Genomic DNA, 204 nt, shown 5'->3' with positions numbered 1-204 from the left:
TTTGTGATGATGCGAATCCTGCACTTTGTGATACCGCTACGGTTACAGTAACGATTCAACCTACAGATTCTCCGAACACAACTAATGCTAATGATGATGCATACACAACAACTCCGGATGCTGTGATATCACAAAACGTTTTAGTTAATGATAATGATGTTGAAAATGATAACCAAACAGTAACGGCTAACACAAACCCAAATA

Annotated in this window: 1 protein-coding gene; it reads left to right on the top strand. The window is 37.7% G+C overall.

Annotated elements, in window-relative coordinates; translation table 11 throughout:
* Positions 1–204: hypothetical protein (locus tag V6246_RS18445; protein ID WP_341561891.1), on the top strand; the 204-nt coding region annotated here is incomplete at both ends.

This window comes from Algibacter sp. TI.3.09, from assembly GCF_038154905.1.
Taxonomy (GTDB): Bacteria; Bacteroidota; Bacteroidia; order Flavobacteriales; family Flavobacteriaceae; genus Algibacter.
Note: the sequence above shows the minus strand (reverse complement) of the source record. Positions and strands in the feature narration are given on the sequence as shown.